Consider the following 20,990-nt stretch of genomic DNA (forward strand, 5'->3'; position numbering starts at 1 on the left):
ATTCGATTCGTGCGATACAACCCTGCCGAGCATCATTCGCCAATCTTAAATACATTGGCGGATGCATCCATGGAACAGTCACTCAAACATTTGCGCTTGCCGTTGGCCGTGTTGGCCGTTGTGGTGATGAGCGCTTGCGGCAAGACGCCAGAGACTGCCGCTACCCCTTCCGCGGCCAAGGTCAGCGTGGCCAAGGTGCTTGAGCAACCGGTCAACGAATGGGACGAATTCACCGGGCGCCTTGAGGCGCCGGAAACCGTAGAGATTCGTCCACGGGTATCGGGCCAGATCGATGAAGTGACGTTCACTGAAGGCGCCCTGGTCAAGAAAGGCGACCTGCTGTTCCAGATCGATCCGCGTCCGTTCCAGGCCGAGGTCCGTCGCCTCGAGGCCTTGGTGGCCCAGGCCCGCGCCAACGCCACCCGCAGCGAAAACGAAGCCCAGCGTGGCGAACGCCTGCGCACCAGCAATGCGATTTCCGCCGAGCTGGCCGATTCGCGCACCAGTGCTGCCCAAGAGGCTCGTGCCGCGGTCGGCGCCCTGCAAGCGCAGCTTGATCTGGCCAAATTGAACCTGAGTTTCACCCGCGTCACCGCCCCTATCAGCGGTCGCGTCAGCCGTGCGCAAATCACCGCCGGCAACCTGGTGACGGCGGACACCACCCCGCTGACCAGCGTGGTTTCCACCGACAAGGTCTACGCCTACTTCGATGCCGACGAGCGCGTGTTCCTCAAGTACACGCAGCTCGCCCGCCAGGGCAAACGCGGCGCCACCACCCCGGTGTACATGGGCCTGTCCAATGAAGACGGCAATCCGCACCTGGGCCAGATGAACTTCGTCGACAACCAGGTCAACCCGAAAACCGGCACCATCCGTGGTCGCGCCGTATTCGACAACAGCGACGGCAGTTACACCCCTGGCCTTTACGCTCGCCTGAAACTGGTGGGCAGCGGCACCTACAACGCCATGTTGATCAACGATGAGGCGGTGGGCACGGACCTGGGCAAGAAGTTTGTGCTGGTGATGGATGCTGACAACAACACGGCTTATCGCGCCGTGGAGCTGGGGCCCAAAATCGAAGGCTTGCGCATCGTGCGTAACGGCCTGAACACGGGCGACACCATCATCGTCAAGGGCTTGCAGCGGGTACGCCCGGGTTCGCCGGTCACCCCTGAAGTGATCCCGATGGCCAGCGAGCAAACCCTCGCTGCCCTGGCCCAACAACGACAAGCGCTGGAAGCCAGCAACCTGCCCCAAGTCGCCCCTGCCAGGGTTGCGCCGGGTGCGGTTGTGAAAGTGGCTGCTGCGACCCCACGCGGTTAAGGGATAACGACTCCGATGAATTTTTCCCAATTTTTCATTTCACGGCCGATCTTCGCCGCGGTGCTGTCGCTGCTAATCCTGATCGCCGGTGCCATCTCGCTGTTCCAGCTGCCGATCAGCGAATACCCGGAAGTGGTGCCACCGACCGTTGTGGTCCGTGCCAACTTCCCGGGTGCAAACCCCAAAGTCATCGGTGAAACCGTGGCCGCTCCCCTGGAGCAAGCGATCACCGGCGTCGAGAACATGCTGTACATGTCCTCGCAGTCGACTGCCGACGGCAAGATCACCCTGACTATCACCTTCGCCCTGGGCACGGACCTGGACAACGCCCAGGTGCAGGTGCAGAACCGCGTGACCCGCACCGAGCCGAAACTTCCCGAGGAAGTGACGCGCATCGGTATTACCGTGGACAAGGCATCGCCCGACCTGACGATGGTCGTGCACTTGACCTCGCCGGACAAACGCTACGACATGCTGTATCTGTCCAACTACGCGATCCTCAATATCAAGGATGAGCTGGCGCGCCTGGGCGGTGTCGGTGATGTGCAGCTGTTCGGTATGGGCGACTATTCGCTGCGCGTGTGGCTCGATCCGAACAAGACCGCTTCGCGCAACCTGACCGCCACCGACGTGGTAACCGCCATCCGTGAACAGAACCGCCAGGTGGCTGCCGGTGCCTTGGGTGCGCCGCCTGCGCCGAATGCGCAAAGCTTCCAGTTGTCGGTCAACACTCAGGGCCGCTTGGTCAATGAGGAAGAGTTCGAGAACATCATCATTCGCTCCGGCGACGATGGTGAAATCACTCGCCTCAAAGACATCGCTCGGGTTGAACTGGGCTCCAGCCAATACGCCCTGCGTTCGCTGCTGAACAACCAGCCGGCGGTGGCGATCCCGATCTTCCAGCGCCCGGGCTCCAATGCTATCGAGATCTCCAACGAAGTTCGGGCGAAAATGGCCGAGCTGAAGAAGAACTTCCCGGAAGGCATGGATTTCAGCATCGTCTATGACCCGACGATCTTCGTGCGCGGCTCCATCGAGGCGGTGGTCCACACCCTGTTCGAAGCGCTGATCCTCGTGGTGCTGGTGGTGATCCTGTTCCTGCAGACCTGGCGCGCCTCGATCATTCCGCTGGTGGCGGTGCCGGTCTCGCTGATCGGTACCTTTGCCGTGATGCATCTATTCGGCTTCTCGTTGAACGCGTTGTCGCTGTTTGGCCTGGTGTTGGCGATTGGTATCGTGGTGGACGATGCGATCGTGGTGGTGGAAAACGTCGAGCGTAATATCGAGCTCGGGCTGACCCCGGTCGAAGCCACCAAGCGCGCCATGCGTGAAGTGACCGGCCCCATCATTGCCACGGCGCTGGTGCTGTGTGCGGTGTTTGTTCCGGCAGCGTTCATCTCGGGCTTGACCGGCCAGTTCTACAAGCAGTTCGCCCTGACCATCGCGATTTCGACGGTGATCTCGGCCTTCAACTCCCTGACCCTGTCGCCAGCCCTGGCCGCTGTGTTGCTCAAGGGTCATGACGCGCCGAAAGACCGTTTCTCCAAGGTCCTGGACAAGCTGTTCGGTGGCTGGTTGTTCCGTCCGTTCAACCGTTTCTTTGAAAAAGCCAGCCATGGTTATGTCGGCACCGTTGCCCGCGTGATCCGTTCAAGCGGCATCGCCCTGCTGCTGTACGCCGGCCTGATGGTGCTGACGTTCTTCGGTTTTTCCAGTACCCCGACCGGTTTCGTACCCGGCCAGGACAAGCAGTACCTGGTGGCGTTCGCGCAATTGCCGGATGCGGCGAGCCTGGACCGCACCGAAGACGTGATCAAGCGCATGTCCGACCTGGCCCTGAAACAGCCTGGCGTGGAAAGCGCGGTGGCCTTCCCTGGCCTGTCGATCAACGGTTTCACCAACAGCCCGAACGCCGGCATCGTGTTCGTGACCCTCAAGCCGTTCGACGAGCGCAAAGACCCGAGCATGTCCGCCGGTGCGATTGCCGGTGCCTTGAACGGGCAGTTCGCCGGGATCCAGGAAGCCTACATGGCGATCTTCCCGCCGCCACCGGTACAAGGCCTGGGCACCATCGGCGGTTTCCGCCTGCAGATCGAAGACCGGGGCAACCTGGGCTACGAAGAGCTGTACAAGGAAACCATGAACATCATCGCCAAGAGCCACAACGTTCCGGAACTGGCCGGGTTGTTCACCAGCTACACGGTGAACGTGCCTCAGGTCGATGCCGCCATCGACCGGGAGAAAGCCAAGACCCACGGCGTGGCCGTCAGCGACATCTTCGACACCCTGCAGATCTACCTGGGTTCGCTGTATGCCAACGACTTCAACCGCTTTGGTCGCACCTATCAGGTCAACGTTCAGGCAGAACAACAGTTCCGCCTCGAATCCGACCAGATCGGCCAACTCAAGGTGCGCAACAACAGGGGCGAGATGATCCCGCTGGCGACCTTCATCAAGGTCAGTGACACCTCGGGCCCCGATCGTGTGATGCACTACAACGGCTTCATCACCGCTGAAATCAACGGTGCCGCAGCCCCCGGCTACAGCTCCGGCCAGGCGGAAAAAGCCATCGAGAAACTGCTCAAGGAAGAACTGCCCAACGGCATGACCTACGAATGGACTGACTTGACCTACCAGCAGATCCTGTCCGGCAACACCGCACTGTTCGTGTTCCCGCTCTGCGTGCTGCTGGCGTTCCTGGTGCTGGCGGCCCAATACGAAAGCTGGAGCCTGCCACTGGCGGTGATCCTGATCGTCCCGATGACCCTGCTGTCAGCCATTACCGGTGTGATTGCTTCGGGAGGCGACAACAACATCTTCACCCAGATCGGCTTGATCGTACTGGTGGGACTGGCCTGTAAGAACGCGATCCTGATCGTCGAGTTTGCCAAGGATAAACAGCTCGAAGGCATGAACCCGCTGGCGGCGGTACTGGAAGCGTGCCGCCTGCGTCTGCGGCCAATCCTGATGACCTCCTTTGCATTCATCATGGGTGTGGTACCCCTGGTGTTCTCCAGCGGTGCCGGTGCCGAGATGCGTCACGCCATGGGTGTAGCGGTGTTCTCCGGGATGCTCGGGGTGACCTTCTTCGGCCTGCTGCTGACGCCGGTGTTCTACGTATTGATTCGCAACTTTGTCGAGCGTGGTCAAGCGCGCAAAGCCGCCCGTGCCCTGAAGCTGGAGTCGCATTGATGAGTTTGAAAGCTTTCCTGCCAAGCCTGCTGGTACTGGCGCTGAGCGCCTGTGCCGTCGGCCCGGACTATAAAACCCAAGCCCTTGAACCGGCCAACATCACCACGGCCACGCAGGGCGCAGCCGGCCAGAAGAACTTCGACCGTTCGCGGTTCGAAGGCATCTGGTGGCAGCAGTTCGAAGACCCGACCCTCAACCAGTTGGTGAGCGAGTCCCTCAAGGGCAACCGTGACCTGCGTGTCGCCTTCGCTCGCTGGAAAGCGGCCCGGGCGATCCGCGATGACGTCAGCAATGACGCCATGCCGACGATCACCAGCCGGGTCAGCAGTGACTTGGGCAAAGGGCAGATTCCTGGCGAGACCACCGACCGTGTCAACAGCGAACGCTATGACCTGGGGCTGGACATGGCCTGGGAGATCGACCTGTTCGGCCGCATCCAGCGCAACCTGGAGTCGGCGGATGCCGAGCAACAGGCACTCGAGGCTGATTTGTACCAGCTGCAAGTGACCATGATCGCCGAACTGGTGGATGCCTATGGTCAGCTGCGCGGTGCACAACTGCGGGAAAAAATTGCCCTGGCCAACCTGAACAACCAACAGGAGTCGCGCAAGATCACCATCAGCCTGCGGGATGCCGGCGTCGGCGACCAGCTTGATGTGGAACGTGCCGATGCGCGCCTGGCTTCGGTCGAAGCCAGCGTGCCGCAGTTGCAGGCCGAGCAGGTGCGACAGAAAAACCGTATCGCCACCCTGCTGGGCCAGCGCCCGGACAAGTTGACCGTGGACCTGGGCCCGAAAGACTTGCCAGCGATTGCCAAGGCCTTGCCGATCGGTGATCCCGCCGAGTTGTTGCAACGCCGTCCGGACATCCTCAGCGCCGAGCGCAAACTGGCGTCGGCCACGGCGCGCATTGGCGTGGCGAAAGCCGACTTGTTTCCACGGGTGAGCCTCAGCGGCTTCCTCGGCTGGACCGCCGGACGTGGCTCGCAGATCGGTTCCTCGGCGGCCAACGCCTGGGCACTGGGCCCGAGCATCACCTGGGCGGCGTTTGACCTGGGCAGTGTAAAGGCCCGCATACGCGGCGCCGACGCCGATGCCGAAGGCGCCCTGGCGACTTACGAGCAGCAAGTGTTGCTGGCCCTGGAAGAGTCGGAAAACGCCTTTAGCGACTACGGCAAACGCCAGCAGCGACTGATTTCGCTGATTCGCCAGAGCGAATCGAGCCGTTCAGCCGCCGACCTCGCCGAAATCCGCTACCGCGAGGGCACCGCCGACTTCCTCGTGCTGCTCGATGCCCAGCGTGAACGCCTGGCGGCCGAAGACACCCAGGCCCAGGCCGAAGTCGACCTGTACCGCGGCATCGTGGCGATCTACAAGGCCCTCGGTGGCGGCTGGCAACCAGAGACGGTTGTAGGAGCGAGCATGCTCGCGAAAAACCCGAGGGCGCCGTTGGGCACCTGATTTAACGCATTGTCGTCGGAACGCCGCCCCGAGCAATACAGAGCTCCTTTGGTTGGCCGCAACCAACCAATTTTTTGCCCCGCGCCCCATTCGGTCGCGGGGCTTTTTTTACCCATCCAGCAGACAACACCCCACTGTAGGAGCTGCCGAAGGCTGCGATCTTTTGATCTTGCTTTTCAAAATCAAAAGATCGCAGCCTTCGGCAGCTCCTACAGGGGTCAGCGGTGATCTTGGGCGTTGTGGTTCTCCCGAACCGTCACGGTAGCCGTTGTACCGGCGCGCAATTTGTCTCTACGGGCATAGTCTTCGTCGATTTTGATCCGCACCGGCACCCGCTGCGCCAACTTGACCCAGGTGTAGCTGGGGTTGATGTTCGCCAGCAAGCGGCCGCCCGGCAGGTTTTCCCGGTCGGCAATGGCAAAGGCGATGCTTTGCACAGTGCCACCGAAACGTTCGCCGCTCATCAGCTCGATGTCGACCCGATCACCCTCTCCGATTCGCGGCAGTTTGGTTTCTTCGAAATAGCCGCTGACGTAAAACGAATCGCTGTCCACCAGGGCCACAAGCGGACCGCCAGCGGTGGCGTAGTCGCCCTGGCGGGTCAAAAGGTTGGTGACGTAGCCGCTGATCGGCGATACGACACGGGTGCGTTCCAGGTCGTGTTCGGCCTCGGCCAGTGCGGCGATCGCCAGTTGCACATTGGCCTGGGCAAACCCCAGGTTGGCCTGGTTGCGCAGCAAATCGGCCTGGGCCACCGAGACATCGGTGCTGGATTTTTCCCACTCTTCGCCAGAAATCGCCGAGCGCTCCTTGAGGGTCCGCCGGCGCCGCTCCTCGCTCTGGCGCTGCTTGAGCAGGGCCTGGCTGGCGACGATGGTTGCCTCGGACTGCCCCAGCGAGGCCTTCGCCACTTCCACCGAACGCTTGGCGTGCTCGACCGCCAGGGCGTAGCGTGAAGGATCTATTTCCAGCAGCAACTGGTCCTTCTGCACATGTTGGTTATCCTGCACGCTGAGGCTGACGATGCGTCCCGCGACATCGGCGGACAAGGTCACCACATCGGCACGCACTCGTGCGTCGCGGGTCCAGGGTGCGCGGGTGTAGTGCTCCCAGGCAAACCAGCCGAGCACGAAAGCCAGCACCACTACCGAGACCGTGGTGAGATGGGCAAGGATCTTCTTCACGGCATCAGGCTCCCATCACCAGGATCAACGTCGCGCACACGCAGACGTACAACGCGCCTTCGAACAAGGCTTCATGCCAGACGAACTGCAACACCCCGAGACGCCGCAGGATCCAGTCCAGCACCAGGAAAACCGGTACCCCCAGCAGCAACGCCTGGGCGATCGGTGGCAGGTAGACGCCGCCTATTTCCAGATCAATGGGCAAGCTCGGGTACTCCCTGCAAGGTGGCGGGTTCGAAGTGGCGACGGTGGCGTTCCAGGAACGACACCACGATCAACAACGCCACGCGCATGCGAAACACCGACCAGAGGTGTTCATGAACACTGGAATGCAGCGCGTCCAGGTCATCGCCCAAGGCGTGCAGGCTGTCGAGCACGTGGTCCACTCCAATGTCGGGCCGACCGGCCACCAGCCTCCCGGTTTCGCGCACCGTGGCGAATAATCGACGTTGCAACCCCGGGCTGAGCAATGCGTTGTTCTGCCCCTGTTGCCGCAGTTGGTTCAAGGCGATGCCCAGCGCCATGCAACCCAGGCTGACATCGAACAGGTCACGCGATGGCTTGTCCTCGATGGCGGGCAACAGTCCCAGCATCATGGTCAGGCGGTCGACCATACGACTCTCGAAGGCGAACTGGTTTTCATCGGTGGCGGGGGTTTTCAGCAAGGCGTAGACCTGCTCGCAGTTCTCCTTAAACAAGCGGCGAATCCGCAGCACAGGCCTGAAGGGGAAGATCAGGGCATAGACACTCAACGCCAGTGTCGCGGCGCACACATAAGCGCCCGCAAACTCGAACCACTGGATGGCGCTGTTTTGGCCTGTGCCGGTGTTTTGCGGGCCCAACAACAGGCACGTCATCAACCCCAGGCCAATCCCCGTGCCCGTCGTGGCCGGGCTGGACAACCCCACGGCGACCGCGTACAGCAAGGGCGCCAGCAGCAGCGCCAGGAGCTCGAAACTGCTGATCATCGGGACCAGCGCGAACTGCAGCACCGCCGACAGCACCAATGCCATCGCCAGCCCCCGGGCATAGCTCTGGGCAGCCAGCAGTGGCCGGGGAAACGTCGCCATCAGCGAACACAGAATCCCCACCACGACCATCCCGCCCCGCGCGCCGTCCCATCCCGTTTCGATCCAGATCAGCCCGGCCACCATCAGTGCGCAATAAGCGCGGATGGCATTCATCGTCGCCAGGGTGAAGTCCAGGTGCAGAGGGTTGGCCTGGCCACGAAAAACGCTACTGGCCTTGCGCCCGCTCTGGATCACATCGCTCAACTCCAAAATCATTTCAAGCTGCTGCAGCATGCGCGCCTGTTCCCAGCGTAAGGACCAGGACAGCGAGCGCAAGGTGGCCTTCAAGGGCTCGATCAATTGCTCCGAGCGGTACGCCAGTGCATCGAAACGCTGTTGCAACGCAGCAAACTGGCGCCGCTGCTCACCAGGTATCGCGCGCCCCTGCCGGGCCAGTTCGTCGAGCAAGACCAATTCTTCGGCGAGCAGTTGCTGTATTTCCCCGGGGAGCTCACCTTCCCAGCGTTCGAGCAACAGTTCGCGCTGGTGGCGCAAGGCGGTGAGTCTTGCCGTCAGCAGCACCAGTTGGTTGCCAAGCAATTGCACCAGGTCGTCGGCGCTGCGCAAGCGCGGCGCATCGTAATAGAGGTGCCGGCGCACACCCTCCAACGCGCTGATCTGCCCCAGCAACTGCATTTGCCGACGGTGGAAGTCTTCCTCGCTTTCCTCGGTACGAATAACGGCGCTGGCATGGGTTGCCAGCAGCTTGATCACCTGGTCGATCCTGTCGAAATACTCCTTGGCCACGGCTTCCGGGCGCGCGGTCAGCAGGCTCACGATGCAGACGCAGGCCACTGCCAGCAACGTCTCGGTCACGCGGGTCACGGCCAGCAGGAAGGTCCCGTCCTGATCGGGAACCGCCAACAGCCCCACGACCACCGCCGTGTAGCCGCTGAGGACAAACGCCTGGGAACTGGTATAGCGCAACAAGGTGCCACCGGCGGTGCACAACGCCAGCCACAGCGACAAGGTCATGATGAAAGGCAGCGGCGCCTGGGGGAATAGCGCCATGATTACCACGGCCACTGCCGCTCCCAGGGTGGTTCCGATGACCTGACCGAAACTGCGGGCCAGCACCATGCCGGCCAGGGGCTGGCTGATGATGACCACGGCCATGATCGACCACTTGGGCTGTTCGAGGTCGAATACGAACGCCAGATAGAGAGTCAACAGCCCGGCAGCGATGGTTCTCAAGGCGAACAGCAGCACCCCGCGCCCAGGGTTGAGCATCGCCTTGAAGTATTGCAGCAGCGCTTGCATGGGAATGCCTGTCCAATCCACTCCAGCAAGCGTAGTCATAGCCGCGAGGTCTGGACAGGTTTGAGTATCGCAGTCAGGGTTTGACTCCAGGCGCCGCCTGACCGAAGCTGACAGCTTTGCCAAAGCCTGTCAGCTTCCGGATTCTGCATGACCCAGTCCCGCCGCTATTTGCTCATCAGCCTCTGTGTCCTGTTTGCCATCGGCCTTGCCTGGATGTTCCTGCGCAGCAGCACCCCGGTAGTACCCGAAACCATCAAGCGCGGCTACAGCGAAGCACTGACGGCAGCCCGAAACGGCCAGCCGGGGGCCGCGCGGGTGCTCTACCAGCAACTGGCCCGCCCTGACATATCACCCAAGCGGCGCGTCTGGCTGCTGGCCGAACTGCCCAACTACCCCAGCTCCGTGGCGCTGAAACTGGCGGATGCAGACTTGCAGCATGAGGCGCCCGAGGTGCGTATCGCGGCGATCAAAAGCATCAGCGGGCTGGTGCCCAGCGGCCAGCGCAGCCTACTGCTGGGGCCCTTGCTCGATGACGGCGAACAGAGCGTGCGCCTGGCCGCCGTCAATGCGTTGCTGGGCCTGTCACCCGATGATCTTGGCCTGTATTTCGGCGCTCTGGAGCAGGCTGTCGACGCCTGGCAGGTGGTTCTGAAAGACGCCCCTGAAAGTGCCGACAATCAGTATCAGCTGGCGCGCCTGTACTTGCACAACGCGCAACTGAAAGAGGCACAACAGGCGCTCGAACACACCTTGCGTCTGGACCCGGGCAATCTGCCGGCGCTGGTGATGCAGATTGAGATACTGGACAAACAGGGCCAGAGCGACGCAGCCCGGCAACTGTTGGCCAAACAACTCAAGGCCCAGCCCGACTCGGCCTATCTGCAACATGCGCTGGGGCTCTGGTTGCTGCATCACGGCCAAAGCGAGTTCGCCCTGCTCGGATTGTCCAAGGCCGTGGAGCTTGAGCCGAACAACAAGGACTACCGCTACGACCTGGCCACCACGCTGCATGGCGAGCAGGAGCTGGAAGCGGCGCAGAAACAGCTGCAGGAAATCGTCCAGCGCCACCCGAACGATCGCCGCGCACGGGTGTTGCTGATCAACTACTGGAAAGAAAGCGGGCAATTGCAGAACGTGCAGATATTGCTGGCGCAGCTGGAACAGATGAACCCGGATGATCCGGCCCTGCAGCAGGGGCTATAAAACAGATTACCGGCGTAGGAGCCTTGCGGGCGAACCAGGCGCTGCGGTGTGTCTGTCGTACCGCGCTATCGTTCTTCGCGGGCAAGCCTCGCTCCTACGGTGCGAGTGCACACCCAACGCCTCTCAAAAAAGTTGAACGCTCCTCGCGGCCTAAGGTCAAGTGAACAGGCAGCTCGCCATCATCGGTCTGCTGCCTCGCTTCCCCTAGTCATGAGAGGGCATTTTTTGTCTACATCCAACGAGTTGATCAGCGTTAAAGCCGCCACAGGGATTCATGGTCTCGATGACATCCTCGATGGCGGACTGTCCAGGGGCCACGTGTTCTTGCTTGAGGGCGAACCCGGAACCGGCAAGACCACGGTCGCCTTGCACTTCTTGTTGGCCGGCGCCCAAGCCGGCGAACGCTCGTTGTACATCACCCTGTCCGAAACCGAACGCGAATTGCGCCAGGGTGCGCGCTCCCATGGCTGGGAGCTGGACGATAACGTCCATATCTTCGAACTGACACCCCCCGAAAGCCTGCTGACCGCCGAGCACCAGCAATCGCTGTTGTACTCTTCGGACCTGGAATTGGGTGAGGCCACCAAACAGATTTTTGAAGTCGTCGAACGCGTCAGGCCGACCCGCGTCGTGCTCGACAGCCTCTCCGAGATTCGCCTGCTGGCGCAAAGCTCGCTGCGATACCGTCGACAAATCCTCGCTATCAAGCATTATTTCGTGCGCTACGAGGCCACGGTGCTGCTGCTCGACGACCTGACCACCGAATCCCTGGACAAGACCGTGCACAGCGTGGCCCACGGAGTGGTTCGGCTGGAGGAGCTGACGCCCAACTATGGCGCCGAGCGCCGGCGCGTTCGCGTGGTGAAATACCGTGGCCAGAAATACCGCGGCGGTTATCATGATTTCACCATCATGGGTAACGGCGTGCACGTGTTCCCACGCCTGGTGGCCGCGGAGCACCGGGGTGACTACCAGCGACAGCAGTTGACCAGCGGCATCCGCGAAATGGACGCGCTGCTCGGTGGTGGCGTCGAGACGGGCTCAAGCACGCTGATTCTCGGCCCGGCCGGCACCGGAAAATCCTTGATATCGATGATTTTCGCCGCCGCCGCCGTGGCCCGGGGCGAAAAGGCGGCTCTGTTCATCTTCGATGAAGAGCTTGGCTTGCTGTTCGCTCGCATGAAGAAAATCGGCATCGACTTGAGTGCATTGCAAGCCACCGGCAACTTGCTGATCGAGCAAGTGGACGCCGCTGAACTCTCCCCCGGCGAATTTTCCCACCGGGTTCGTCGTTGCGTCGATGAAGGCGATATCAAGACCGTGGTAATCGACAGCATCAACGGCTATCAAGCGGCGATGCCGGAAGAGAACGCCCTGGTGCTGCACATGCACGAATTACTGCTGTACCTCAACCGCAAAGGCGCGGCGACGTTCATGACAGTCGCCCAGCATGGCCTGGTTGGTGACATGCAGGCCCCGGTAGACATCACGTACCTGGCCGATACGGTCATTCTGCTGCGCTACTTCGAAGCCCTGGGCAAGGTGCGGCGAGCCATTTCCATCATCAAGAAACGCACAGGCAGTCATGAATCGACCATCCGCGAATACAAAATCAGCGCCAACGGCATGACCATCGGGGAACCGCTGGAGACCTTCCAGGGCGTTTTGCGCGGAGTTCCGACCTATTTGGGTGCCAGCAATCCCCTGCTCGGGGATGAAGTCCCGTGACGGTCAATGAAGCGACGTCCGAGCGTGCGATCATTCTTGCCCCCTTGGGGCGGGACAGTCAGATCGCCTTGATGCTGCTCAATGAAGCGGGCTTCGGCGGAGTCGTCAGTACTGATCTGCCAGGGCTTTGCCTCGAAGTGGAGCAAGGGGCCGGCTTGTTGCTCATGTCTTCCGAAGCCTTGCTGCGCAGCGATCTCGAACCCCTGTTGAGCCTGATCGAGCAGCAACCGGCGTGGTCTGATTTGCCGATCGTATTGCTGACTCACCATGGTGGCCCGGAACATAATCCGGCGTCACGCTTTGGCCCCCTCCTGGGCAATGTCACGTTCCTCGAACGACCCTTCCACCCCGAAACATTGATCAGCCTGGTCGCCGCCGCCTTGCGCGGCCGAAGGCGACAGTATGAAGCCAGGGATCGGCTGGTGGACTTGAGCATGAGCGAACTGCGCCTGCAAAACACCCTCGAGACCCTGGAACAACAGGTTGAAGAGCGCACCGCACAACTGCGCCACAATGAAGAAGCACTGCGCCAGTCGCAAAAAATGGAGGCGGTCGGCCAACTCACCGGTGGCATTGCCCATGACTTCAACAACATGCTGACCGGCATCATCGGCAGTTTGGAGTTATTGCGCCGGCGACTGGCCCGGGGGCGCACAGAGGATCTGGACAGCCTGATCGACCTTGGCGTGACGTCGGCCAATCGTGCGGCGAGCCTGACTCATCGTCTGCTGGCGTTTTCCCGTCGCCAGTCGCTCGACTCCAAGCCCGTGGAGATGAATAACCTGGTGGTCTCCATGGGCGAACTGTTGCAACGCAGCATCAATGAAAGCATTCACTTGGACATGCAACTGAGCGATCAGCTATGGGTCGCCGAAGCCGACCCCAATCAACTGGAAAGCGCCCTGCTCAACCTGGTCATCAATGCCCGCGACGCCATGCCCGATGGTGGAAAACTGCTGGTGCAGACCTCGAACCGCCACCTGGATGCCGATTTCACCAAGCCCTACGGTAATCTCGCGCCAGGCGACTATGTGGTACTGAGCGTCACCGACAATGGCTGCGGTATGCCGCAAAGCACCATCAACCGGGCCTTCGACCCGTTCTTCACCACCAAGCCCATCGGCCAGGGCACCGGCCTGGGTTTGTCGATGATCTATGGTTTCAGCAAGCAATCGGGTGGGCATGTCGCCATTCAGAGTGAAGTCGGCGCAGGCACCACGGTGAACTTGTATCTACCGCGTTTTGGGGGTGACCTGCCCCAGGACAACCCGGTCAACATCGAACACGCCCCCTACGCGAAAAATGGCGAGACCGTTTTGATCGTCGAGGACGATCCGGCGGTGCGACTGCTGGTCAGCAACGTGCTGGGAGATCTGGGGTATGCCTTTGTCGAGGCCAGCGATGCCGACAGTGCGATGCCGATCCTCGACTCGGCCCAACGCATCGACCTGCTGATCAGCGACGTCGGACTGCCCGGCATGAATGGTCGTCAACTGGCGGAAATCGGCCGGCAACTGCGGCCGGACCTGAGGGTCTTGTTCATTACCGGCTATGCCGAACATGCGGCGGTGCGCGGCGGGTTCCTCGATCCGGGCATGCAGATGATCACCAAGCCTTTTACCTTCGATCTGTTGACGGCGAAGGTGCAGGAGATGATTCGTGTCTGAACGCGCCGATGCGCAAGCGTCGAACACAACCATCCCCTGTCGGAGCTGCCGCAGGCTGCGATCTTTTGATCTTTAAAAGCAAGATCAAAAGATCGCAGCCTGCGGCAGCTCCTACCCGATCAGGACAGCATGTCCTGCATCAGTTCCTGCAACGTGTCCAGATCGAATGGTTTCTCAAGAATCGGTGCCTTGCGAGTAATCGGGCTATCAGTCTCGCGAATTTCCTGGGCGTAGCCGCTGATGAAAATCACCTTGAGCTCAGGCCGTAGCTTCACCGCGGGCTCGGCGATCTGCACGCCAGAAATCCCGCCGGGCAGGCGAAAATCGGTGATCATCATGTCCAAGTGTGGCTTGCTGGCGAGGATCTCGAAGGCCTGCTCGCCGTTTTCGGCTTGCAGCACCCGGTAGCCCTCTCCCGACAGATAGGCCGACAGCACCATCAGGATTGAGGGATCGTCCTCGACGACGAGGACTACATCTTGTGCATCTTCACTCATGGGAAGCCTTTGTTCGGTCAATAGCTGCTGATACGACCCCGAGGTCGATCAGAGGTTGCGTTTATCGCGCGGTTTTCCTACAGCGGCAGACAAACGCGAAACAGGGCGCCTTCGCCAATCCGGCTTTCGACGGTAATGGTACCGCCATGGGCGGCAACTATCTGTTCGGAAATAAACAACCCCAAGCCCAGCCCGGTGGCGACATGGTTGGCCGAGACGCGCTCGAATTGCTGGAAAATCCGTTGCTGGTTCTCCTCGCTGATGCCGATTCCAAAATCACGGACTTCCACCCGTGCTTCACCGTTCTCACTGTACACCTTCAGGTTGATCGGGCTCTTGGTGCCATAACGCAGGGCGTTGGTCAGCAGGTTGGAAATCACCTGTTCAATGCGAAACTCATCCCAATCGCCCATCACCGATTGCTCGGCGTCCAGGCTGACCGACGTTTCCGCGGCCTCGATCTGCGGGGCAAAATTGTGCAACAAACCGCGAACCAGCGCCGCCAGATCAAAGTGTGTCGGGCGGATCGACAACTTGCCGGTACGAATACGCGACACATCGAGCATGTCTTCGATCAGCCGGATCAGGCTTTTGATCTGCCGTTCATCGCGATCGACCATAGCGTGCATCTTGTCGAGGGTGAAGGCAGCAGCGTTGTCCCGGGCCAGGTGCATCTTGCGCAACTGGGTTTCTAGAATCAGTCCATTGAGCGGCGTGCGCACTTCATGGGCAACGATGGACATGAAGTCATCGCGCATGCGCACCGCCTGCTCCAGCTCAAGCTGGGTACTGCGCAACTGCATGAGCAACGCTTCCTGCTCCCGACGGCTCTGTTCCAGCGCTTCGACCTGTTGTTTCATGGCCTTGCTCTGGCGGTAGAGGTCGACGAAGACATTGACCTTGCTCTTGACCGCCTGGATATCCAGGGGCTTGTGCAGGAAATCGACGGCGCCGCTTTCGTAGCCCTTGAACGCGTAGTTCAGCTCGCGACCGGCGGCACTGACGAACACGATCGGGATGTTCCTGGTCTTTTCCGTGCCACGCATCAACTCGGCCAGCTCGAAGCCATTCATGCCGGGCATCTGCACGTCGAGGATGGCCATGGCGAATTCGTGTTGCAGCAACAGCGACAAGGCTTCGTCGGCCGACAAAGCCTTGTAGACGATGCGATCTTCACGCTTGATCAGCGCTTCAAGTGCCAATAGGTTTTCTGGCAGATCGTCGACGATCAGCAGTTTGGCCTGGATATTACTTAGCATGCGATTCGTTCCAGCTCGACAAGCAAACGGCCGATGCCGCGTATGGGGAGTATGTGATCGGGCTGCAGGATATTCAGCGCCGCTTGGGGCATGGTCGCGACCTGGGCCTCGCCCGGGTCCTGGACGATGGTCAGCCCGCCATGCTGCTTGACCTGGGACATACCCTTGGCGCCATCCTGGTTGGCGCCGGTCAGCAATACCGCGGCCAGCTTCGCGCCGTAGGCATCGGCAGCCGATTCGAACAGGAAGTCGATGGCCGGCCGCGAATAATGCACCCGGTCTTCCAGGCTCAGGGAAAAGCTGCGGTCCCGCTCCACCGACAAGTGATACCCGGGCGTGGCGAAATACAGGGTACCGGCTTCAACCGGGGTCTTGTCCGTGGCCTCCAGGACCGGCAGCGAGACACGCCTGGCGAAGACGTCCACCAGGTGACTACGGCGCTCGCCCGGCAGGTGCAGGACCACGATGATCGGCAATGCGAAACCTTGTCGCAGCGGACCCAGGATACTGAGCAGCGCCTCAACTCCGCCAGCCGACGCACCGATCACAATCGCTTCTATTGAAGGTAAGCCCGTTGCGCTGTTCATGATTTGCGATAGATCCGTTCTTGTTTGACCAACGGCTCGAACTGGTTGCCGAAGGCTGAAAAATCTGGCGTTTCCTTGCTGCCCAGAGCGAGGAAACCGCGGTGGCAAAGTGACTCATGAAACAAGCCGAAAGCGCGATCCTGTAATCTTTTATTGAAGTAAATCAATACATTACGACATGAAATTAACTGAGTTTCTGAAAATACGCTGTCCGTCGCCAGGCTATGATCGGCGAAGGTCACGTTTTCGCACAGCGACTTGTCGAAAATCGCGAACCCATACGCCGCCGTGTAATAGTCGGCGAAGGAGCACTTGCCGCCGGCCTGCTGGTAGTTGGAAGTGTAGGCGCGGACATTCTCCATGGAGAAAATCCCTTGCTTGGCTTTGTCCAGCGAACGCGGATTGATGTCAGTGGCATAGATGATCGTGCGCTCGAGCAGGCCCTCTTCGCGCAACAGGATGGCCATCGAATAGACTTCTTCACCGGTGCTGCACCCGGCGATCCAGATCTTCAGCGAAGGGTAGGTCTTGAGCAACGGCACCACTTCGCGGCGGATGGCCAGGAAGTGCGAAGGGTCGCGAAACATTTCACTGACCGGAATCGTCAGCAGTTGCAGCAACTGCATGAACGCCGTCGGGTCGTGCAGGACCTTTTCCTGCAATGCCGAAATGGTATTGCACTCGAACTGGCTCAAGGCGTGCGTCACCCGGCGCTTGATCGAGGCGCCGGAGTAATCGCGAAAATCGTAGCTGTACTTGAGGTAGATCGCCTCGATCAACAAGCGCAATTCGATTTCGCTGCTGCGCTCCCCTGAATGATTGCTCTGCACTTAAATGCGTTCCATCTTCGGTAACCACACACGAATCAGCGAGAACAGGCGATCGAGGTCGATGGGCTTGGCCAGGTAATCGTTGGCGCCGGCCTGCAGGCAGCGCTCCTGATCGTCTTTCATGGCCTTGGCCGTCACCGCGATGATCGGCAGTTTGCGCCAGCGCGCCTCCTTGCGAATCAAGGTGGTGGCGGCGAAACCATCCATTTCCGGCATCATCACGTCCATGAGCACCAGGTCGATGTCTTCGAATTCATTCAATCGCTCAATCGCTTCACGCCCGTTGCGGCCGATGACCACGACGGCGCCCTTTTGCTCCAACGCACTGGTGAGGGCGAAAATGTTGCGCACATCGTCGTCCACCAGCAACACCTTGCGCCCCTCGAACACCTTGTCACGGCTGCGGGCGGTCTTGAGCATCTTCTGCCGGTCGTGGGACAACCGTGATTCGACTTTGTGCAGAAAAAGTGTCACTTCGTCCAGCAGGCGCTCGGGAGAGCGCGCGCCCTTGATGATGATCGAGCGCGAATACCGGCGCAGCTCAGCCTCTTCGTCCCGGGTCAGGTTGCGCCCGGTATAGACAATCACCGGCGGGAACGAGCAGATGTTCTCGCTGGACATGCGCTTGAGCAGGTCGTTGCCGAGCATGTCCGGCAGCTTGAGGTCGATGATCATGCAATCGAACACGGTGTTCCGCAGCAGTGCCAGGGCATCCTGCGCCAGGCCGACGGCGGTGATTTCGATGTCATCGTCGCCGATCAGCCGGGAAATGCTATCGCGCTGCAAGTCGTCGTCCTCGACCAGCAACACACGCTTGACCTTCTGGGTCAGCTTGGCCTCCAGGCGCGCGAACACGTCCTTGAGCTCTTCGCGGGTGGTCGGCTTGACCGCATAACCGATGGCTCCCATGTGCATCGCCGCTTCGACCCGGTCTTCGACCGAAATCACATGCACGGGAATATGCCGGGTCTCTGCGTGTTCCTTCAGGCGTTGCAGCACCGTCAGCCCGGAATGATCCGGCAGGCGCATGTCCAGCAGGATGGCGTCCGGAATGTATTGCCTGGCCAGGTCGTAGCCCTCGTCGGCGCCATGGGCCACCAGGCACTGGTAACCCAGTTCATGGGCGAGGTCATAAAGGATGTGCGCAAAATTCGGCTCGTCCTCCACCACCAGGATACAACGCACGGTGAAGGGTGCCTTGAGGCGGTCATCGGCGAACCGCGCGATCTCCTGGACCACCGCCGGCGCAACCGCAATGGGCGCAACCGGGGTTGGAGCGTGGGTTGGCATGGCAGGCATCCGCTCAACGGGCTCGTCGCCAGGTTCCACGTATTGCTGCGGCAGGATCAGGCTGAACTGGCTACCCTGCCCCGGCGTGCTGGAGACATTGATCGAGCCGCCGAGCAGCGCGGCCAGGTCACGGGAAATCGACAGGCCCAGGCCGGTCCCGCCATAACGACGATTGGTAGTGCCATCGGCCTGGCGAAAGGCCTCGAAAATGCTTTCCTGTTGATCGGCGGCAATACCGATCCCCGAATCGCTGACGACAAAGGCAATGCCTTGGTTCGACGCCGCGCTCACGGTCAGGGATACCCGACCTTTCTCGGTGAACTTGACGGCATTGGAGAGCAGATTCTTGATGATCTGCTCCACGCGCTGGCGGTCGGTGTACATCATGGTTGGCGCACCGTCCTGCAACTCGACCTGGAAATCCAGTTGCTTGTGCGCAGCCAGCGGCTGGAACATCCCGCGCAAGCCGTCCACCAAGCGCGCAACGCTGGTGTTTTCCGGGCGTATCTCCAGTTTGCCGGCTTCGACCTTGGAAATATCGAGAATATCGTTGATCAGGTTGAGCAAGTCGTTGCCCGCCGAATAGATCGACTCGGCGAACTTGACCTGCTCGGCACTCAGGTTTTCCTGAGGGTTTTCCGCCAACAGCTTGGCCAGGATCAGCGAGCTGTTCAACGGCGTGCGCAACTCGTGGGACATGTTGGCGAGGAATTCGGACTTGTATTTGCTCGAACGCTGCAGTTCTTCGGCGCGCTCTTCGAGCTGGGCCTGGGCCTGGTTGAGCTCGGTATTCTTGAGGTCCATGGCGTCACGTTGCTCGGCCAACACCTGCGCCTGTTCGGCAAGTTGTTCGTTGGTCTGTTCGAGCTCGACCTGCTGGGTTTCCAGATGCGCCTGGGATTCCTTGAGAATCCGCGACTGCTCTTCCAGCTCTTCATTGGCGGTCTTGAGCTCTTCCTGCTGAACCTGCAACTCTTCGTTGAGTTGCTGGGTTTCAGCCAGCACTTCCTGCAAACGCTGGCGATAACGCGCCGCCTCGATGGAGGTGCCGATGTTACCGGCAATGAGCTCCAGCAAATCGATGTCACGGTCGGTCAACGGGCGCAGGAAGCCCAGCTCAATGACGCCGTTGACCCGCTCGTCGTCGCTGGTCGGGACCACCAGTACGCTGCGCGGCAAACCTTCGCCGAGCCCGGAACTGACCTTGAAGTAGTCGCTGGGCACATCGTCCAGGCGAATCAGGTGGGCCTGTTGCGCCACCTGGCCGACAATGCCTTCGTCACTGTAGATTTGCTGCTCACGCGCCTCCTGCTCGCGGGAAAACCCATAGGACGCCACGCGGCGCAGGCCGCCGTGTTCTTCGCGCACATAAATGGCCGCCACGGCACTGCCCAGGTACTGCGCGCAGAACTGCAGGATGTTGCGCCCCAACAGATTGAGCGACAGTTGCCCCAGCACTTGTTCGGCCAGTTGGGTCTGGCCATTGCGCAGCCAGGCCTGTTGCTCCAGCCGCTGGGCGCTGGCCTGTTGCGCCGCCAGGGTCGCTGCGTAGCTTTGCGACAGATTGAGCAGATCGCGACGGCCGATGTAGGCCAGCAACCCGCTGATACCGGCAATGAACAAGAGATAAAGGGTGATGCTCCAGATCGTGGTACGGCGCACTTCCTCGTTACGCGTGGCGCGCAACTGCTGCTCCATGTCGATCACGTCTTCGTACTGCTTGCGGATTTCATCGGTCAGGCGCTTGCCTTTGCCGGCCTTGACCGCGCCACGATAGTCACCGTTGCTTCGCTGCAGATCGATCATCGATTGCGCGTAACCGGCCCACTCCTGCTGCAACGACTCCAGCCTGTGCAAGCGGTCGGTCTGGACCGGATTGTCCGCGGTCAGTTCGAGCAAGGTGCTGAGCACCACCTCGATGCGTGGCTTGGCCGTTTCGTAGGGTTCAAGGAATTTATCGTCGCTGGTGAGCAGGTAGCCGCGCATGCCGGTTTCCAGGTCGACCGTTAGCTTGACCGCCTCATTGGCGTTATTGATCACCCGATCGGTGTGCTCGACCCACTGGATCGTCGACAGCAGATAAGTGATCAACGACACGAAAAAAACCGCACTGATGGCGCCGACGCCCAGCGGTAGACTGATGTTGCGGCTAAGGAGCTTGCGGAATCGCTGCTGATCAACCGAAGACTCAGTGGTCATAGTTAAGCCTTGTTGAACGGGTGAAAACCAAGGAGTTTGCCCCAAAACTGACGCACTGATCGAATTTTCTCGCAGTATTGGCCGCAAAATGCACTTTCAACTGCTGTTGCGCCAACGCAGCGGTTATCCTTTGCCCTAATGCGGGCCGCCCCTTCTTTTTATAGCCTATCGGGAACTTGTCGGGACCCCTCACTTACTCATGCAAGAGAGCCGGCGATTCTGATCGGCCGAAAAAGCCATC

Annotated in this window: 14 protein-coding genes; 6 read left to right on the plus strand and 8 right to left on the minus strand. The window is 60.5% G+C overall.

The window, feature by feature from the left end:
* Nucleotides 1-69 precede the first annotated feature (69 nt).
* The 3 genes from mexE to PSUM_RS05450 are packed head-to-tail and all read left to right on the plus strand — an operon-like array spanning nucleotide 70 to nucleotide 5,975.
* Nucleotides 70-1,323 carry a multidrug efflux RND transporter periplasmic adaptor subunit MexE gene (gene mexE / locus PSUM_RS05440; RefSeq protein ID WP_020797110.1) on the plus strand — a complete coding sequence of 418 codons (1,254 nt, stop codon included), beginning with the start codon at nucleotides 70-72 and terminating at the stop codon, nucleotides 1,321-1,323.
* A gap of 15 nt (nucleotides 1,324-1,338) precedes the next feature.
* Nucleotides 1,339-4,515 (plus strand): efflux RND transporter permease subunit, encoded by a 3,177-nt coding sequence (locus PSUM_RS05445; RefSeq protein ID WP_020797111.1) that lies wholly within the window; start codon nucleotides 1,339-1,341, stop codon nucleotides 4,513-4,515.
* Nucleotides 4,515-5,975 (plus strand): efflux transporter outer membrane subunit, encoded by a 1,461-nt coding sequence (locus PSUM_RS05450; RefSeq protein WP_083349150.1) that lies wholly within the window; start codon nucleotides 4,515-4,517, stop codon nucleotides 5,973-5,975. Before PSUM_RS05445 ends, PSUM_RS05450 begins: the two co-directional genes overlap by 1 nt.
* A gap of 218 nt (nucleotides 5,976-6,193) precedes the next feature.
* Here PSUM_RS05450 and PSUM_RS05455 read toward each other — a convergent pair whose 3' ends face one another.
* From PSUM_RS05455 to PSUM_RS05465, 3 genes are read right to left on the minus strand one after another with little or no spacing between them, the layout of a single operon-like run.
* The gene (locus PSUM_RS05455) at nucleotides 6,194-7,159 is read right to left on the minus strand and encodes an HlyD family secretion protein (RefSeq protein ID WP_083349151.1); all 966 of its coding nucleotides are present in this window, start codon (nucleotides 7,157-7,159) and stop codon (nucleotides 6,194-6,196) included.
* Between the two features lie 4 nt (nucleotides 7,160-7,163).
* Nucleotides 7,164-7,364 carry a DUF1656 domain-containing protein gene (locus PSUM_RS05460; RefSeq protein WP_008061285.1) on the minus strand — a complete coding sequence of 67 codons (201 nt, stop codon included), beginning with the start codon at nucleotides 7,362-7,364 and terminating at the stop codon, nucleotides 7,164-7,166.
* Nucleotides 7,354-9,489 (minus strand): FUSC family protein, encoded by a 2,136-nt coding sequence (locus PSUM_RS05465; protein ID WP_083349152.1) that lies wholly within the window; start codon nucleotides 9,487-9,489, stop codon nucleotides 7,354-7,356. The genes PSUM_RS05460 and PSUM_RS05465 overlap by 11 nt, the downstream gene beginning before the upstream one ends.
* Nucleotides 9,490-9,636: 147 nt before the next feature.
* Here PSUM_RS05465 and PSUM_RS05470 point away from each other — a divergent pair, with 147 nt between their 5' ends.
* The 3 genes from PSUM_RS05470 (at nucleotide 9,637) to PSUM_RS05480 (ending at nucleotide 14,087) form a co-directional block, all read left to right on the plus strand.
* Nucleotides 9,637-10,692 (plus strand): tetratricopeptide repeat protein, encoded by a 1,056-nt coding sequence (locus tag PSUM_RS05470; RefSeq protein ID WP_083349153.1) that lies wholly within the window; start codon nucleotides 9,637-9,639, stop codon nucleotides 10,690-10,692.
* 225 nt (nucleotides 10,693-10,917) lie between these two features.
* Nucleotides 10,918-12,420 carry an ATPase domain-containing protein gene (locus PSUM_RS05475; RefSeq protein ID WP_083349154.1) on the plus strand — a complete coding sequence of 501 codons (1,503 nt, stop codon included), beginning with the start codon at nucleotides 10,918-10,920 and terminating at the stop codon, nucleotides 12,418-12,420.
* Nucleotides 12,417-14,087, plus strand: a complete 1,671-nt coding sequence (locus PSUM_RS05480; protein ID WP_020797117.1) for an ATP-binding protein — start codon at nucleotides 12,417-12,419, stop codon at nucleotides 14,085-14,087. Before PSUM_RS05475 ends, PSUM_RS05480 begins: the two co-directional genes overlap by 4 nt.
* A gap of 119 nt (nucleotides 14,088-14,206) precedes the next feature.
* Here the strand turns inward: PSUM_RS05480 and PSUM_RS05485 are convergent, their stop codons facing one another.
* The 5 genes from PSUM_RS05485 to PSUM_RS05505 all read right to left on the minus strand — a co-directional run bounded on the left by PSUM_RS05485 (nucleotide 14,207) and on the right by PSUM_RS05505 (nucleotide 20,749).
* A complete protein-coding gene (locus PSUM_RS05485) occupies nucleotides 14,207-14,584 on the minus strand; it encodes a response regulator (RefSeq protein WP_020797118.1) in 378 nt (125 codons plus the stop codon).
* 77 nt (nucleotides 14,585-14,661) lie between these two features.
* Entirely contained in the window at nucleotides 14,662-15,843 is a 1,182-nt protein-coding gene (locus PSUM_RS05490) for a hybrid sensor histidine kinase/response regulator (protein WP_083349155.1), read from the minus strand.
* On the minus strand, nucleotides 15,837-16,430 hold the full coding sequence (locus PSUM_RS05495) for a chemotaxis protein CheB (RefSeq protein ID WP_083349156.1): 594 nt from the start codon (nucleotides 16,428-16,430) through the stop codon (nucleotides 15,837-15,839). Before PSUM_RS05495 ends, PSUM_RS05490 begins: the two co-directional genes overlap by 7 nt.
* Nucleotides 16,427-17,260 carry a CheR family methyltransferase gene (locus PSUM_RS05500; protein WP_083349157.1) on the minus strand — a complete coding sequence of 278 codons (834 nt, stop codon included), beginning with the start codon at nucleotides 17,258-17,260 and terminating at the stop codon, nucleotides 16,427-16,429. Before PSUM_RS05500 ends, PSUM_RS05495 begins: the two co-directional genes overlap by 4 nt.
* Nucleotides 17,261-20,749 (minus strand): response regulator, encoded by a 3,489-nt coding sequence (locus PSUM_RS05505; protein WP_083349158.1) that lies wholly within the window; start codon nucleotides 20,747-20,749, stop codon nucleotides 17,261-17,263. It lies immediately after the preceding gene.
* Nucleotides 20,750-20,990: the final 241 nt, after the last annotated feature.

Origin of the sequence: Pseudomonas umsongensis, from assembly GCF_002236105.1 — a bacterium.
Classification (GTDB): domain Bacteria; phylum Pseudomonadota; class Gammaproteobacteria; order Pseudomonadales; family Pseudomonadaceae; genus Aquipseudomonas; species Aquipseudomonas umsongensis.